This is a genomic window from Bradyrhizobium nivariense (assembly GCF_029846695.2).
Lineage (GTDB): Bacteria > Pseudomonadota > Alphaproteobacteria > Rhizobiales > Xanthobacteraceae > Bradyrhizobium.
Genome location: NZ_JARWCR020000045.1, coordinates 57,262 through 70,636 on the forward strand (window position 1 = coordinate 57,262; position 13,375 = coordinate 70,636).

A 13,375-nucleotide genomic window follows, 5' to 3' on the forward strand; every position below is an offset into this window, starting at 1 on the left:
GCCTCATCGATCATCCGCCGACTGCAACCGCCGCGCGAAGACGCACGGCGATTCGCATGTGTTCGCAGTTGGATGCCGTGTCGCGAAGAGCTGCACGGTTAACCTTCCGGAAAACCGATGCAGTCATGATCTCCGCAATATTCCGGGTGCCGAGTCGCCCTCCCTGTATTGCGTATCAAGCGTATTGGAGCACATTCCATGAGTGGCCTTTCCATTCGCCTCACCCATAAGGTCATGGCAATCGGACTGTTCGGATTGTTAGGTCTCGTCGCCTTCGGCGCGATCTATGAGATCGGCAGCCTCTCCCAGGACGCGTCCCGCGACGTTGCCAACCGAGCCCGTGCGATTGCCGATCTCGACAAGCAGCTCTCGATCGAGATGCTGGAGGCTCGCCGCAACGAGAAGAATTTTCAGCAGCGCCGGACCGAGAGCTACGCCAAGGCGCACGCCGAGCTGATCGGCCCGATCAACCGCGATTTCGACGAGGTCGTGCGGCTGATGGCGGCCGGCGGCATGAGTGCGATGTCCGACAGGATGAAGCAGGCCCAGGACGGCTTCAAGCGCTATGCCTCGGACTTCGGCGCGCTGGTGGCGGCCGAGACCAGGCTCGGCCTGAACGAGACGCTCGGCCTGTCCGGCTCGCTCCGCGCCGCGGTGCACGACATCGAGGCCAAGCTCAAGGAGATCGACGATCCGCGGACCACGAGCTGGATGCTGATGATGCGCCGGCACGAGAAGGACTTCATGCTGCGGCGCGACCAAAAATACACTGTCGAGATGAAGAAGGCCGCTGCCGAATTCTCCAAGGCGATAGAGGTCGTCGCAGTCCCTACGGCGGTGATGAACGACATCACGGCCAAGCTGCAGAAATACCAGTCCGAGTTCGCGTCCTGGGTGGAGACCGCGCAGCAAACTGCGGCCCTCGATGCCAGCATGATGAAGACGTTTCGCGAGCTCGAGCCTGTCATGGCGGAGGTGCGGAGCGCCGTCGAGGCCATGCACAAGCGCGCTGATGCCGCCGAGGCCGCGACCCGCGATGCCGTACGTCTGTGGATGATGGTCGCTTTCGGCATCACCGTCGTCGTGGTCGCCGCGGTCGGCTTCCTTCTGGGACGCTCGATCTCGAAGGCGCTTGCCGGCATGGTCGGTGCGATGACGCGGCTTGCGCGCGGCGAGCTTTCGATTTCCGTTCCCGGCATCGGGCGCAGGGACGAGATCGGCGAGATGGCTGGTGCCGTCGAGGTGTTCAGGACCAACATGGCGGAGGCCGAGCGGCTGCGCTCCGAGCAGGTCGAAGCCGATGCGCGCGGGCGCCAGCAGCGCAAGGCCGACATGCAAAGGCTCGCCGATAATTTCGAAGGCGCGGTCGGCGAGATCATCGAGACCGTGTCGTCGGCGGCAACCGAGCTCGAGGCGTCCTCGAACACGCTGACGCAGGCCGCCGATCGCGGCAACGGGCTTGCCACCGCCGTGGCGGCGGCCTCCGAAGAGGCCTCCGCGAATGTGCAGTCGGTGTCTTCCGCGAGCGAGGAAATGACCTCCTCGATCTCCGAGATCAGCCGTCAGGTGCAGGAATCGGCGCGTGTCGCCGACGTCGCCGTGGGGCAGGCCCAGCGCACCAATGCGCGCGTCGCCGAGCTGACCAAGGCCGCCTCCCGCATTGGCGACGTGGTCGAGCTGATCAACACCATCGCCAGCCAGACCAATCTGCTGGCGCTCAACGCGACGATCGAGGCGGCGCGGGCGGGCGAAGCCGGCAAGGGCTTTGCCGTGGTCGCAACCGAGGTGAAGGCGCTCGCCGAGCAGACTGCGAAAGCCACGGGCGAGATCAGCCAGCACATCGACGCGATCCAGACCGCGACGCAAGACTCGGTCGGTGCGATCAAGGAGATCGGCGACACCATCGCGCGGATGTCGGAGATCTCGTCGACCATCGCCGCCGCCGTCGAGGAGCAGGGCGCCGCCACGCAGGAGATTTCCCGCAACATCCAGCACGCCGCGCACGGCACCTCCGAAGTCTCGGCGAATATCGGCGACGTCCAGCGCGGTGCAGGCGAAACCGGGGCTGCCTCGGCGCAGGTGCATTCCGCCGCGCAATCGCTGTCGCAGGAGAGCAATCGGCTGAAGAGCGAGGTCGCGCGCTTCCTGGAGTCGGTGCGGGCGGCGTGACGGCGGCCATATCGGTCGGATGTTGCAGCGCAAGCTCGCGTCGCAGCATGAGGTGTCGGTGCGGCTGCAACAGATGGTTGCAGGAGAAATAATGACGGTCAGGGCTATCCCGTAGTTTTACCTAGGTTCCTGTTAACGCCTGTTTGCAACTATAGGCGCAATCTCACGGGATAAGAACCAGCCAGCATTGTTGAACTGACCTCCGTCTCGCCATCGTCGTGGCGATCACGGCGCAGGTGATTTGCGCGTTGCTAGGTATCATCGGGATTTATCGTGATGTCGAAGTTGTCGATCGTCTTCAAGCTTCTGGCCGTGCTGTCGGTGCTCGTTCTTTCGCTCGCCGGTGTCGGCGTGACGGCGATCGGCACCATGCAGAACATCAATTCCCATACGGTCGAGATCGCGGAGAGCTGGCTGCCCAGCGTGCGCGCGCTCGGCTCGCTTCGCGCCGACATCAACGAGCTGCGCGTCGCGCTCCGCCTGCATCTGATGCAGGAGACCATTGAGGGCAAGGACGCCGCCGAGAAGCGCCTCGCCTCGCTGCGCGCGCGCATCGACCAGACGCGCAAGGTCTACGAGCCGCTGATCACCACCGCCGAGGAGCGCTCGCTCTACGGGCAATGGAGCGCGGCATGGGCCGAGTACTTGAACGGCGTGCAGGACGTGATGGCGCTGTCGCGCAAGGGCGTTGGACGTTTCCCGGCCGACGCCAACGAATTGTTGCAGACCAAGGTCGCCAAGATGGCCCAGGCTGCCGATCCGCTGCTTCAGAAGGGCATCGAGCTCAACAACCGGGGCGCCGAGCTGGAGACCAAGCAGGCGGCCGACAGCTACGCCATGATCTTCCGCGTGCTGGTCGGCATCATCGTGCTGTCGGTCGTGATCGCGATCGGCGCCGCCTATTATCTCGTGCGCGACGTTTCCCGTGGCATTGCCTCAATCATCCGCCCGATGCAGTCGCTCGGCGAGGGCGACCTCTCGGCCGAGGTGCCGCATCGCGGCGAGCGGACCGAGATCGGCTCGATGGCGGATGCGCTCCAGATCTTCAAGGAGGCGCTGATCGCCAAGAGGGCCGCCGACGAGGCGGCCGCGCGCGACGCCGAAGCCAAGATCGAACGCGGCCGCCGCGTCGACGCCATCACCCGCAAATTCGAAGCCATGATCGGCGAAGTCGTCGGCACCGTGTCGTCGGCCTCGACCGAGCTCGAGGCCTCCGCGTCGACGCTGACCAACACCGCGCAGCGCGGACAGGAGCTCGCGACCGTCGTCGCAGCTGCCTCCGAGGAAGCCTCCACCAACGTCCAGGCGGTGGCATCCGCCTCGGAAGAGCTGTCGTCCTCCATCACCGAGATCAGCCGCCGCGTGCAGGATTCGGCGCGAATGGCCGCGGAGGCCGTCGAGCAGGCGACGCGGACCAACGACCGCGTCAACGCGCTGTCGCAGGCGGCGTCCCGCATCGGCGACGTCGTCGAGCTCATCAACACCATCGCGGGCCAGACCAATTTGCTGGCGCTGAACGCGACCATCGAGGCCGCACGTGCCGGCGAGGCCGGCCGCGGCTTCGCGGTCGTCGCCTCCGAGGTCAAGGCGCTGGCCGAGCAGACTGCGAAAGCGACCGGTGAGATCGGGGCGCAGGTCGCGGGCATCCAGGCGGCGACGCAGGAATCGGTCAGTGCCATCCAGGAGATCGGCGGCACCATCGAGCGGCTGTCCGAGGTGGCTGCGGCCATCGCCGCCGCCGTCGAGGAGCAGGGCGCCGCCACGCAGGAAATCTCGCGTAACGTGCAGCAGGCCTCGGTCGGCACGCAGGAGGTCTCGTCGAACATCACCGACGTGCAGCGCGGTGCGATCGAGACCGGCGAGGCCTCGAGCGAGGTGCTATCGGCGGCGAAATCGCTGGCGACCGACAGCACCCGTCTCAAGGTCGAGGTCGCGCAATTCCTGGAATCGGTCCGCGCTGCCTGATCCTCAAATGCTCGTCTGCGGAGCGGGCGGCGGTGCGACCTGCCGCCGGAACAGGATACGCTGGTAGAGCCAGCCGATCGCGACCAGCACGATGCCGAGGCACATGAACGACAGCGCGCGGTAGACGCCCGTCAGCGTCGACATGTCGATGACGAAGGCCTTCAGGATCGTCAGCGCAATCACCGCGGCCGACGCCAGCCGCGCCCGCTCGGAATTGACGAGAATGCCGACGCCGAGCAGCACCACGCCGAAGCCGAGCCAGCCGATCGAATAGGTGTATTGCTCGGCGCCCGTCGTCGCCCCGGTGGAGAGGATCGGGCCGTGATAGAAGCGGCGGATCTCCAGCGTGACGTACGTTAGCGCGAACAGCAGCGCGCCACCCGCGATGGTGTTGGCGTAGGCCTTGCCGCGTTCGCCGGCCACGGCGTAGGACAGCAGCAGCATCAGCACTGCCGGCAGCGCGTAGCCGAGCAGCACCAGGTTGAACACGGCGCCGCCAACATCGGTGCGCCACAGCAGCGGGTTCTCCAGGATCAAGAGGCCGAACACGCTGACGAGCCCGCCGATTGCCGCGAGCACGACCGCGCCGACATTGTGCACGATGCTGCGGCTGCGCAGCCGCAGGCGTTCCAGCCCGATCGCCATGGCGAGCGTGACGCAGACCTGCAGCGCGCATTCGAGCAGCGACGGTACTGACGTCATATCACCGCCGGTTGCAAAGTGCCGGATCTCCATGAAGGCGAGCAGCGCGGTAAACAGGATCGCGGCGCTCTCGACCATGCGCAGCGGGGCGTCGTCGCGGCGGCGGCGCAGGAACAGGCTCGCCGCCCAGAACGATGCCGCCGGCAGGCCGTAGCCCCACAACAGCCAGTTGAAGATCGGCGTGGTTCCGACGGCGTCGCCGACGATGCGCGGATCATAGCCGATGCGTGCGGTGACCAGCCCGGCGAAGATCGCGGCCAGCCAGCGCAGGAACGGGATCGGCCGCTGCATCGAGATCCAGGCAGTGCCGAGCGACATCAGCGCCAATGCGATCGTAAGCCAGCCCTTCTCCAGTGCAAACGTCAGCGCCAGCGCCAGCGCACTGAGCGTGCCGGTCGCGAACAAGGCCGTGGAGATCATGGCGCCCGGCCGGGTCTCGCGGCGCGCAAGGGCTTCGGTGGCAGCGCCAAAGGCGGCGGCGAGCAGCACCGCGAGGATGGCGAACGGGATCGAGCGGTCGAGATGCGCGATGCGTGCGTAGAGCGCGACCAGGATCGCGATCGGCGTCGCGACGGCTGCCGCCGACCACACCACCGGAATGATCGCCGAGTTCGAACGGCCCTGCGCGAGGAAACCCGCGATGCCGAAGCCGGCGACGAAGATCGCCGCCATCACCAGATGCAGCGTCACCGCGCTGTCGATCGCCGTCGGTGCGATGCCGGCGATGGGGCCGCCCGGCAGCACCAGCATGTCGGGATTGGCGCGCACGGCCCATTCGGCGAACACGATGAAGACGGTCGCGGCGGCTGCGCCGAGCGCACCGGTGGCCGCCGGCGCACGCCAGGCGACGAGCAGCGTCGCGCCGACGAGCAGCGTGAAGGCGATCAGCGCCAGATCGGCATGCGCGCTCGACAGCACGATCAGCATCGCGCCGAACAGATAGGCACCGAGCGAGCTCGACGAGACCGGCTCGATCTCACCGTCCTCGATCGTCGGGCCGAACATGAAGCCGCAGACGACGAGAAGAGCGGCAAGAACGAAGCCCGCGATCGCATGGAAAGCGTGCGGCGCGACCTGCAAGTCGCCGGTATCGAGACCCGGGAAGATCCAGAGCACGGCGAAGGCGATTGTCGTGACCGCAAGCCAGCGCCACAGCCGGATACGCGCGAGGCCGAAGCTCGCGGCGGTGACGATGGCGAGATAGATGTAGAGCGCCCAATAGTCCGGCTTGCCGCTGGAGACGAGAAGCGGCGTCACGAAGGCGCCGACCACGCCGAGGCCCGCGAGCGCGGGCCCGTGCAGGAGCGCTGCGGCCAGCGTGCCGAGCGCGACGAGGCCGAGCAGCACGAAGGCGGTCGCGGGCACCAGGAAGCCATAGAGCGCGTAAGCCGCGTAGATGGTCGCAAACGCCACCGCCGTGCCGGCCGCGGTGAGGATCGCGGGAATGTTGGCGATCGGCAGCGCGGCGATGTTGGAGATGCTCTCCTTGCGCCGTGACCATTCGCCGGCGCCAAGCAGCGCCAGCGCGAACACGCCGCCCAGGAACACGCGCACGCCGGGGCCGACGAGGCCGGCCTCGATCGAATAGCGCACCATGAAGAAGCCGCCGAGCGCGAGCGCAAGGCCGCCGATCCACACCACCCAGCGCGTGCCGAGCCGCTCCTCGAAGCCGGGCGCGGGCGCGGGCAGCGGCGGCGGCGCCCCGGCTTCGGGCACAAGCGGCGGCGGCGCTGCGGAAGGTGTTGCGGGCGCTTCGGCCTGCACCGGCGCGGGCATCAGGGGCGGCGGCTGCACGGAGCGCTGCGCGTAAAACATCTCTTCGAGCGAGCTCAGCCGGCGGCGCAGCTCGGCCGCCTGGCTGGAGGCCTTGATCGCGATCAGGAAGGCGACGATCGCAATGATCAGCGCGAAGACGTCAAACGGGCCGTCGAACATGAAGCCTCCAGGCAATCGGCGGGCAGGGTCCGATCACACATATCTCGGGTTAGCGCCGGGAGCGTACGCGCAAGCCCGGCGCGGGCCGCTCCTGGAGCACGTCGCGTCGGAAGCGGTAGAGCGCAGCTGGCCGTCCGCCCGTCTGTGTCGACATCACCCCGGTCGGTTCGACCAGGGCTTCCATTTCGACTAGGCGGCGGAAATTTTGTTTGTGCAGGTGCCGGCCGGAGATCGCCTCCACCGTGTGCTGCAATTCGGTGAGTGTGAACTCGGCGGGCAAAAGTTCAAAGACCACAGGACGATACTTCAGTTTTGCACGCAGCCGCGCGATCGCCGTCGCAAGAATCCGACGGTGGTCGAAGCGCATGGATGTGCCGAGCGCGGACAGCGCCTTGCGCGCTAATGCCGCAGGGCGGCCGTCGCGCCGCGCCTCCTCGATCAGCCCGGCCTCGTACAGGAGCTCGTAGCGGTCGAGCACGCGCTCCTCGTCCCAGTGCGCGCCGTCGAGCCCGAAATAGAACCGCACACGATCCCGGCGCGGCAGTGCGCGCGTCGTCTCCGGCGTCTCCTCTTCGGCCCACCCGGTCAGTGCCGGGATGATGTCGCGTGCGATGATCGCGGGCGGCCCCTCGCGCCAGTCTTCCCAGGGCAGGAAGCGATACCACGGCGCGAAGCTCGCACCCGTGGCTGCGAGTTCGCCGCCGATGGCGCGCGTCAGTGCGAGATAGCCGATCGACACCATGTGCGCGCCGGTGTCGCCGGCCTCGGCATGCCGGCCGCGATCGCCAAACGTGTAGAGCTGTTCGACATAGCCGAGCCGCAGGCCCGCCTGTTCCTCGACCCAGGCCCGCAGGCCGATCTCGAAGGTGCGATGGCTCGGCGCATCGAACGGGCCGAACGGCAGGCCGGCCAGTCCGTCACTGCCGCGCGCGGTGAGGATCAGCGGCTCGTGATCCTCGATCGCGACGATCGCGGCAGTCAGGCCGATCTCGATCGGCGTCAGCAGCTTTTCGCTCATGCGGCTGATGTAGCGTGAGTCATGAGATAGGTATGCCGATTGATTGAGCCGGTCTCTCCGCGGGCTCGCTGCACCTCTCCCGCTTGCGGGGGAGGTCGACGCGCTCGAAGAGCGCGGCGGGTGGGGGCTCTTTCTCCACGTGGGTTCTCGCTTGCGGAGATACCCCCACCCCAACCCTCCCCCGCAAGCGGGAGAGGGAGAGCACCTGCGATGTGGCGCGCAGGTGTCATTCGAGCTCGATCACGAAGGGGCGGCCCTCGACCATCATCGCGCCCGGGCCCATCTGGTCGAGTGCGCGCAGCATGCGGCCGTTGCGCCCCAGCGCACGGTCGGCGAGGCCGACAATGCGGCGGTTCGGCGAGGCGATCGGGGAAGCCGCACGGATCTTCTTCGCGATCTCGGTCTCGTCGCGATCCGGATTGAGTGCGCAGACAGCGGCAAAGGCGCTCGCGGTGGAGCGGCTGATGCCGGCGTAGCAATGCACCACCAGCGGCGCGCCGCGGTCCCAGCCGCGCACGAAGCTCAGCACCTGCTCGATATGCGTTTCCGATGGCGCGACGAAACCGTCCATCTCCTCGGTGATGTCGTCCATCGACACCTTGAGATGGTTGGCCGGCAGCACCGACACCGGCCGCGCCACCTGCTCGACATTGGCCATCACGGTCAGCACGTGGCTGGCCTTGGTGAGGCGGACGGTTTCGGGAAGGGCGGCGAGGGAACAGACGTGGATCATGGCGGACCTTTTTCCGCAGATTATAGCGAGCGTTGGTCGGGTGGGCAAAGCGAAGCGTGCCCACCACTTTCGTCGCATTTGCGAAAAATTGGCGGGCACGGCGCAGGGGCGCCTTTGCACACCCTACAGGATCTACGCAAACACCGCGCCAAACCGCTCCAGAAACTGCTTCTCGGCCCGGGCTGCCGTCCAGGGCGTGAGATAGTCGCGCCGGACGCTGTCGGACAGGCCCGGATCGCGGCCGAACAGGCGCCTGGCCTCGCTTTCGCTGAAGCCGGCAAGCGCCGTCGCCTCCAGATAGGCCGCGCCGCGATCGGCGGCCTTGATTTCCAGGGTGATCTCCTCCGGCAGCGCCGGCGGCAGGCCGAAGCGAATGTGGATGGCGCCGAGCAGGCGTTTCTCGACCGCCTTGTAATGGCCGTCGAGCACGGCCTTGAACGGCGAGATCATGTCGCCGATCACATATTCCGGCGCGTCATGCAGCAGCGCGGCAAGCCGCAAGCGCTGATCCACGCGCGGGTTCTCGTGCCGCATCACGGTTTCCACCAGCAGCGTGTGCTGCGCCACCGAGAAGATGTGCGCGCCGATGGTCTGGCCGTTCCAGCGGGCGACACGCGCCAGCCCATGCGCGATGTCGGCGATCTCGACGTCAAGCGGGGAGGGATCGAGCAGATCGAGCCGCCGGCCCGACAGCATGCGCTGCCAGGCGCGGGACGCCACATCGCGTGACGACTTCTTGGCCGTCATTTGGACTTGAGGCGCGGCTTGCGCTGCGTCTTGCCGCAGTTCGTGTGGCAATGGCAGTCGACGAGATGATCGTTGACCATGCCGGTCGCCTCCATGAAGGCATAGACGATGGTCGGGCCGACGAACTTGAAGCCGCGCGAGGACAGCTCCTTGGAGATCTGCATGGAGAGCGGCGTCGAGGCCGGTACGCTCGCGGTGGTCTTGAAATGATTGACCTTGGGCCTTCCGTCCATGAAGTCCCATAGAAATTTTGAGAAGCCGGGGCCCTTCTCCATGATATCGAGATAGGATTTCGCGCTTGCTATCGTGCCGTCGATCTTGGCCTTGTTGCGCACGATGCCGACATCGTTCATCAGCGCGTGGACTTTCTTCTCATTGTAGCGTGCGATCTTTTCCGGCTGGAAATCGTCGAAGGCTTTGCGGAAATTGTCGCGCTTGCGCAGGATCGTGATCCAGGACAGACCGGCCTGGAAACCGTCGAGGATCAGCTTCTCATACAGCGCGCGGTCGTCATATTCCGGCACACCCCATTCGGTGTCGTGATAGGCGACGTAGAGCGCATCTTCGCCGGGCCAGGGGCAACGCGTCTTTCCGTCGGGATGCAGGCGAGGGGCTCGGCTCATGCGATGGGCTGCTTGGCAGGAATGCGGACGATTTCAGGTTCCGCGAGTCTCACGGCGAGGCCACCGGCAGTCAGCGCCTGTCCTGCGTCAAGTGCATCGGCGACGCGGTCGATGCGCACCAGCGCGATACCCTTGCCCTGCGCCGACGAGCCCATCGTGCCGACCGGCTTGTCGCCGGCGAGAACGCTGACGCCGAGTTCAGGTGAGAGATCCTCGAGCAGCACCTTGACGCTGCGGGTGCGCGCGGTGCCGCGATGCTGCATGCGCGAGACGACCTCCTGGCCGACATAGCAGCCCTTGTCGAAATCGACGCCGGAGAGGCGGTCCATGTTGGTCTCGTGCGGGAACGCATCGCTGTACATGAAATCGAGCCCGCCGCGCGGGACGCCGAGCGCGATGCGGTGGGCCTCGTATGCGGCTGCGTCGACGAGTTCGGCGCCGATCAGATCGGACAGCTTCTGTTTGAGATCTTCAGGGATCAGGATGCGATAGCCGAGGTCCTCATTGCGCGGATCGGCGAAGGCGAGGTCGGGCTGGGCCGCGGGCTGGCCGTCCCAGGCCGCGAGCACGCCGAGATCTTCGGACAGGTTTTCCACCGTGACCTTGGCGCGCAGCTTGTAGAATTTCAGCTTGGTGGCGAGGCCGTCGGCCAGCGGTTTCGGGCAATCGATCAGGAACCCGCCGCCATGGCCGGCAGGTGCTTCCGTGATCAGGAAATCCACAATGATCTTGCCCTGCGGTGTCAGCAGCGCGCCGAATCGGCCCAGGCCCGGCTTGAGCTTGTCGACATCGGTCGTGACGAGGCCATTGAGGAAGTTGCGCGCGTCCTCGCCCGCGACCTTCACCACGCCCCGGTCGGGAAGAAACGCTGATTTCATGCGAAAATCTCTTGCGACATGTTGCTCCGGAACGTAAGCCCGCAACGCATAAACGACAAGACCTCGAGCCCCGCGCTTGGGGATGAGAGGGGCCTTTAGCCATGACCCAGCGTTTCGACGTGATCCTCAAGGGCGGCACTGTCGTCAACCAGGACGGCGAGGGGGGCCGCGACATCGGCATCGCCAACGGCCGCATCGCCGAGATCGGCGCGCTGTCGCAGGCTTCGGCCGCGGAGGTGATCGACTGCAAGGGCCTGCACATCCTGCCCGGCGTGATGGACACGCAGGTGCATTTCCGCGAACCCGGGCTGGAGCAGAAGGAAGACCTCGAGACCGGCTCGCGCAGCGCCGTGATGGGCGGCGTCACCGCCGTGTTCGAAATGCCGAACACGTCTCCATTGACCGTGACGGAGGCTACCTTCACCGACAAGGTGAAGCGGGCCAATCACCGCATGCATTGCGACTTCGCCTTCTTCATCGGCGGCACCCGCGAGAACGTGCAGGATTTGCCGGTGCTGGAGCGTGCGCCGGGTTGCGCCGGCGTCAAAGTGTTCATCGGCTCCTCGACCGGCGCGCTGCTGGTGGAGGACGACGAAAGCCTGCGCCGCATCTTCCAGGTGATCCGCCGCCGCGCCGCGTTCCACGCCGAGGACGAATACCGCCTCAACGACCGCAAATCGCTGCGCATCGAGGGTGATCCGCGCTCGCACCCGGTGTGGCGCGACGAGACCGCGGCGCTGATGGCGACGCAGCGGCTGGTGAAGCTCGCGCACGAGACGGGCAAGCGCATCCACGTGCTGCACATCTCGACCAAGGAAGAGATCGAATTCCTGCGCGACCACAAGGACGTCGCGTCCTGCGAGGCGACGCCGCATCATCTCACGCTGGTCGCGCCCGAATGCTACGAGCGGCTCGGCACGCTGGCACAGATGAACCCGCCGGTGCGCGGCGCCGATCACCGCGCCGGGATCTGGCGCGGCATCGAGCAGGGCATCATCGACGTGCTCGGCTCCGACCACGCCCCGCATACGCTGGAAGAGAAGCAGAAGACCTATCCGGCCTCGCCCTCCGGCATGACCGGCGTGCAGACGCTGGTGCCGCTCATGCTCGATCACGTCAATGCCGGCCGCCTGTCGCTGGCAAGGTTCGTCGATCTCTCCAGCGCCGGCCCCGCGCGCCTCTACAACATGGCCTGCAAGGGCCGCATCGCCGCCGGCTACGACGCCGACTTCACCGTCGTCGATCTCAAGCGCAGCGAGACCATCACCAACAAATGGGTGGCCTCCAAGGCCGGCTGGACCCCTTATGACGGCGTCCGGGTCACGGGCTGGCCCGTCGGCACCTTCATTCGCGGCCGCCGCGTGATGTGGCAGGGCGAACTCGTGACGGCCTCGCAAGGCGAGCCGGTGCGGTTTCTGGAGACGCTGAAGGCGTAGGAATTGCAGGTAAGCGGCACAAGCGTTCGGCACACCCGGTGTCGTCCTGGCGAAAGCCAGGACCCATTACCCCGACTGCATCTTGTGCGAAGATTGGTGGCTACACTTGTGCTCCACAACTTGATCCTGTGGTAATGGGTCCTGGCTTTCGCCAGGACGACGCTGAGGGAGGAATGAATGTCCCAACCGACACCCCTCATCACCACCGAGCAGCTCGCCTCCGTTCTCGGCGATCCCAACCTTCGTCTCTACGACTGCACGACCTACAACGAGCCGGTGCCATCAGGCAGCGACGTGCCCTATCGCGCGGTGCCCGGCGACAAGACGTTCGCGGCGGGCCACATTCCGGGCGCCGATTTTCTCGACCTGCAAGGCGAGTTCTCCGACGCCTCCGCGCAACAGTTCTTCATGATGCCTGGCGTGGCCCAGCTAGAGGCCGCCTTCGGCCGCCATGGCGCCGATGCATCCAGGACCATCGTACTCTACAGCATCGGCACCATGATGTGGTCGACACGGTTCTGGTGGATGCTGCGCTCGCTCGGCGTCGACGCGCGGGTGCTCAACGGCGGCCTCGACAAATGGAAGGAAGAGGGACGACCGGTCGTAACAGGAGTGCCGAAGGGCTATCCGGCCACGACCTTCAAGGCCACACCGCGCGCGGGCTTCTTCGTCGACAAGAACACAGTGAAGGCGCGGCTCGGCGATCCCGCGACTGTTATCGTCAACGCGCTCGGGCCGCAGTTTCATCGCGGCCTCGAGCCGAGCCGCTACGGTCGGCCCGGCCGCGTTCCCGGTAGCGTCAATGTTCCCGCCGCAACCCTCACCAATGCCGACAAGACGCTGACGACGCTTGCCGATGCCGAAGCCAAATTCGCCGCGGCAGGCGTCACCCGCGACAAGACAGTGATCTGCTATTGCGGCGGCGGCATCTCGGCGACGATCGACCTGCTGCTGCTGACGCAACTCGGCTACGACAAGCTGACGCTCTACGACGCTTCGATGGGCGAGTGGGCAAGGGATCCGGCGCTGCCGATCGAGACGGACTAGGGTCTGTTGAGATTCACTTGGAATGGATGACAGCGGTGGCGAGGTAGATCATCGCTGCGAAGCTGCCGTCTGTCTTGTCACATCGCATCGCTATGCGTTTGAATTCCTTCAGCTTGCCGAAG

10 protein-coding genes are annotated in these 13,375 nt (G+C 66.2%); 4 read left to right on the forward strand and 6 right to left on the reverse strand.

The genetic code is table 11. The features are described from left to right. The first annotated feature begins 198 nt into the window (after positions 1 to 198). Both QCM77_RS29685 and QCM77_RS29690 read left to right on the forward strand, forming a co-directional pair. A complete protein-coding gene (locus QCM77_RS29685; protein WP_279685960.1) occupies positions 199 to 2,169 on the forward strand; it encodes a methyl-accepting chemotaxis protein in 1,971 nt (656 codons plus the stop codon). 276 nt (positions 2,170 to 2,445) lie between these two features. Beyond that, positions 2,446 to 4,134 carry a methyl-accepting chemotaxis protein gene (locus tag QCM77_RS29690; protein ID WP_279685961.1) on the forward strand — a complete coding sequence of 563 codons (1,689 nt, stop codon included), beginning with the start codon at positions 2,446 to 2,448 and terminating at the stop codon, positions 4,132 to 4,134. Between the two features lie 3 nt (positions 4,135 to 4,137). Here the strand turns inward: QCM77_RS29690 and QCM77_RS29695 are convergent, their stop codons facing one another. The 6 genes from QCM77_RS29695 to ygfZ all read right to left on the reverse strand — a co-directional run bounded on the left by QCM77_RS29695 (position 4,138) and on the right by ygfZ (position 10,770). Beyond that, positions 4,138 to 6,771: a DUF2339 domain-containing protein gene (locus QCM77_RS29695; protein WP_279663403.1), complete on the reverse strand. Its 2,634-nt coding sequence runs from the start codon at positions 6,769 to 6,771 to the stop codon at positions 4,138 to 4,140. Between the two features lie 49 nt (positions 6,772 to 6,820). After that, positions 6,821 to 7,789 (reverse strand): NUDIX hydrolase, encoded by a 969-nt coding sequence (locus QCM77_RS29700; RefSeq protein WP_279663405.1) that lies wholly within the window; start codon positions 7,787 to 7,789, stop codon positions 6,821 to 6,823. Positions 7,790 to 8,015: 226 nt separating this feature from the next. Continuing rightward, positions 8,016 to 8,522, reverse strand: a complete 507-nt coding sequence (locus QCM77_RS29705; protein WP_279663407.1) for a tyrosine phosphatase family protein — start codon at positions 8,520 to 8,522, stop codon at positions 8,016 to 8,018. Positions 8,523 to 8,654: 132 nt separating this feature from the next. Then, positions 8,655 to 9,269 (reverse strand): YfbR-like 5'-deoxynucleotidase, encoded by a 615-nt coding sequence (locus QCM77_RS29710; RefSeq protein WP_279663410.1) that lies wholly within the window; start codon positions 9,267 to 9,269, stop codon positions 8,655 to 8,657. Next, complete coding sequence (locus tag QCM77_RS29715; RefSeq protein ID WP_279663411.1) at positions 9,266 to 9,892, reverse strand: DNA-3-methyladenine glycosylase I; 627 nt, start codon at positions 9,890 to 9,892, stop codon at positions 9,266 to 9,268. The genes QCM77_RS29710 and QCM77_RS29715 overlap by 4 nt, the downstream gene beginning before the upstream one ends. Further along, entirely contained in the window at positions 9,889 to 10,770 is an 882-nt protein-coding gene (gene ygfZ / locus QCM77_RS29720) for a CAF17-like 4Fe-4S cluster assembly/insertion protein YgfZ (RefSeq protein ID WP_279663414.1), read from the reverse strand. Before ygfZ ends, QCM77_RS29715 begins: the two co-directional genes overlap by 4 nt. A 101-nt stretch (positions 10,771 to 10,871) precedes the next feature. On the opposite strand from ygfZ, the gene QCM77_RS29725 reads away from it, so the two are divergent. Together QCM77_RS29725 and QCM77_RS29730 are read left to right on the forward strand one after the other, a co-directional pair. Continuing rightward, positions 10,872 to 12,206, forward strand: a complete 1,335-nt coding sequence (locus QCM77_RS29725; RefSeq protein WP_279663417.1) for a dihydroorotase — start codon at positions 10,872 to 10,874, stop codon at positions 12,204 to 12,206. Between the two features lie 177 nt (positions 12,207 to 12,383). Then, positions 12,384 to 13,253 carry a sulfurtransferase gene (locus QCM77_RS29730; RefSeq protein WP_279685962.1) on the forward strand — a complete coding sequence of 290 codons (870 nt, stop codon included), beginning with the start codon at positions 12,384 to 12,386 and terminating at the stop codon, positions 13,251 to 13,253. Positions 13,254 to 13,375 lie beyond the last annotated feature (122 nt).

What these genes read in the sequence shown, in the direction of transcription:
- QCM77_RS29695 (WP_279663403.1), bottom strand. Translation starts at nt 6,771, where the DNA reads ATGTTCGACGGCCCGTTTGACGTCTTCGCGCTGATCATTGCGATCGTC.
- ygfZ (WP_279663414.1), bottom strand. Translation starts at nt 10,770, where the DNA reads ATGAAATCAGCGTTTCTTCCCGACCGGGGCGTGGTGAAGGTCGCGGGC.
- QCM77_RS29690 (WP_279685961.1), top strand. Translation starts at nt 2,446, where the DNA reads ATGTCGAAGTTGTCGATCGTCTTCAAGCTTCTGGCCGTGCTGTCGGTG.
- QCM77_RS29685 (WP_279685960.1), top strand. Translation starts at nt 199, where the DNA reads ATGAGTGGCCTTTCCATTCGCCTCACCCATAAGGTCATGGCAATCGGA.
- QCM77_RS29715 (WP_279663411.1), bottom strand. Translation starts at nt 9,892, where the DNA reads ATGAGCCGAGCCCCTCGCCTGCATCCCGACGGAAAGACGCGTTGCCCC.
- QCM77_RS29700 (WP_279663405.1), bottom strand. Translation starts at nt 7,789, where the DNA reads ATGAGCGAAAAGCTGCTGACGCCGATCGAGATCGGCCTGACTGCCGCG.
- QCM77_RS29710 (WP_279663410.1), bottom strand. Translation starts at nt 9,269, where the DNA reads ATGACGGCCAAGAAGTCGTCACGCGATGTGGCGTCCCGCGCCTGGCAG.
- QCM77_RS29730 (WP_279685962.1), top strand. Translation starts at nt 12,384, where the DNA reads ATGTCCCAACCGACACCCCTCATCACCACCGAGCAGCTCGCCTCCGTT.
- QCM77_RS29705 (WP_279663407.1), bottom strand. Translation starts at nt 8,522, where the DNA reads ATGATCCACGTCTGTTCCCTCGCCGCCCTTCCCGAAACCGTCCGCCTC.
- QCM77_RS29725 (WP_279663417.1), top strand. Translation starts at nt 10,872, where the DNA reads ATGACCCAGCGTTTCGACGTGATCCTCAAGGGCGGCACTGTCGTCAAC.